At 40.9% G+C, this 1,346-nt stretch carries 2 protein-coding genes; both read left to right on the top strand.

Translation table 11 applies throughout. The features are described 5' to 3' along the window. A partial coding sequence (gene aroA, locus L652_RS0100875; RefSeq protein ID WP_024603190.1) for a 3-phosphoshikimate 1-carboxyvinyltransferase occupies positions 1-921 on the top strand: 921 nt, incomplete at its 5' end. A gap of 106 nt (positions 922-1,027) precedes the next feature. After that, the coding region (locus tag L652_RS0100870) for a (d)CMP kinase (protein ID WP_024594865.1) at positions 1,028-1,346 on the top strand (319 nt) is incomplete at its 3' end.

Here is a 1,346-nt window from a genome sequence, read left to right as displayed (position 1 = left end):
ATGGAAGAGCGCCCGATAGGGCACTTGGTTGACGCGCTGCAAGCATTGGGTGGTGATGTTACTTATACAAAGCACAAAGACTACCCACCACTTAAAATTGTGGGTGGCCAAATAAAAGGCGGTGAGGTTGAAATTGACGGCAGTATTTCAAGTCAATTTTTAACCGCTCTATTAATGGCAGCGCCATTATTTAACGGTGATACAACAATAACTATTAAAGGTACTTTAGTCTCTAAACCTTATATTGATATTACACTTGATGTAATGGCACGTTTTGGGGTTAATGTTGAGCATAGTGATTATGCAACCTTTAAAGTTAAAGGTGGTCAACAGTATCAATCATTAGATCGCATAATGGTTGAAGGCGATGCATCTTCTGCCTCTTACTTTGTTGCTGCGGCTGCAATTGCAGGCGGTGAGATTGAAATTAAGGGCGTGGGTGCCAAGTCGGTGCAAGGTGATATAGGCTTTGCCAAAGTAATGGAGCAAGTAGGCGCAAAAATTGATTGGTATGATGAGCGTTTAGTTGTTCGCAAAGGCGAACTAAAAGGCGTGGATATTGACGCCAATGCAATTCCTGATGCAGCTATGACTCTTGCAACTGTTGCTCTTTTTGCCAAAGGCCCAACAGCCATTCGTAACATTTATAACTGGCGAGTAAAAGAGACAGACCGTTTATATGCAATGGCAACTGAGCTTCGTAAAGTAGGCGCACAGGTTGTAGAAGGTGAAGATTTTATAGAGATCACCCCACCTGAAACATTTAATGATGTTGCTGTTGATACTTACGACGATCACCGTATAGCCATGTGTTTTGCAATGGTTGCCGTTGGTGGAAAGCCAATAACAATTAATGATCCAAAGTGTACCTATAAAACATTTCCTACATTTTTCAATGTTTTAGCGTCAGTCAGTGAATAAGCTAATTAGAAGTAATTACAAAAGTTACACACTAATAGCAGATATATTTTAATAACTGACGTATAATGTCGCGGTTTATTTAGGTGTGCATTGCAGGAGGTTTTAAATGCAGGCGTTATTAATGCCCGTGATCACCGTTGATGGCCCAAGTGGTTCAGGTAAAGGAACTGTTTGTCGCTTGTTAGCCGACAAGTTAGGGTGGGATGTATTAGATAGCGGTGCGATTTATCGTGTTTTATCTTTAGCTGCACTTCATCACCAAATTGCATTAGACAATGAAGAAGGGCTTGTCCCGCTTGCTGCAAATTTAGATGTGCAGTTTTTGGTAGATAGTCAAACTAATGCAGGAAAAGTTATTTTAGAAGGCGAAGATGTAACCACTACTATTCGTAATGAAGAAGTAGGCGCTGCGGCTTCAAAAGTTG

It is taken from the genome of Pseudoalteromonas sp. TB25, from assembly GCF_000497995.1.
Lineage (GTDB): Bacteria > Pseudomonadota > Gammaproteobacteria > Enterobacterales > Alteromonadaceae > Pseudoalteromonas > Pseudoalteromonas distincta.
This window is presented reverse-complemented; position numbering and strand designations above follow the sequence as displayed.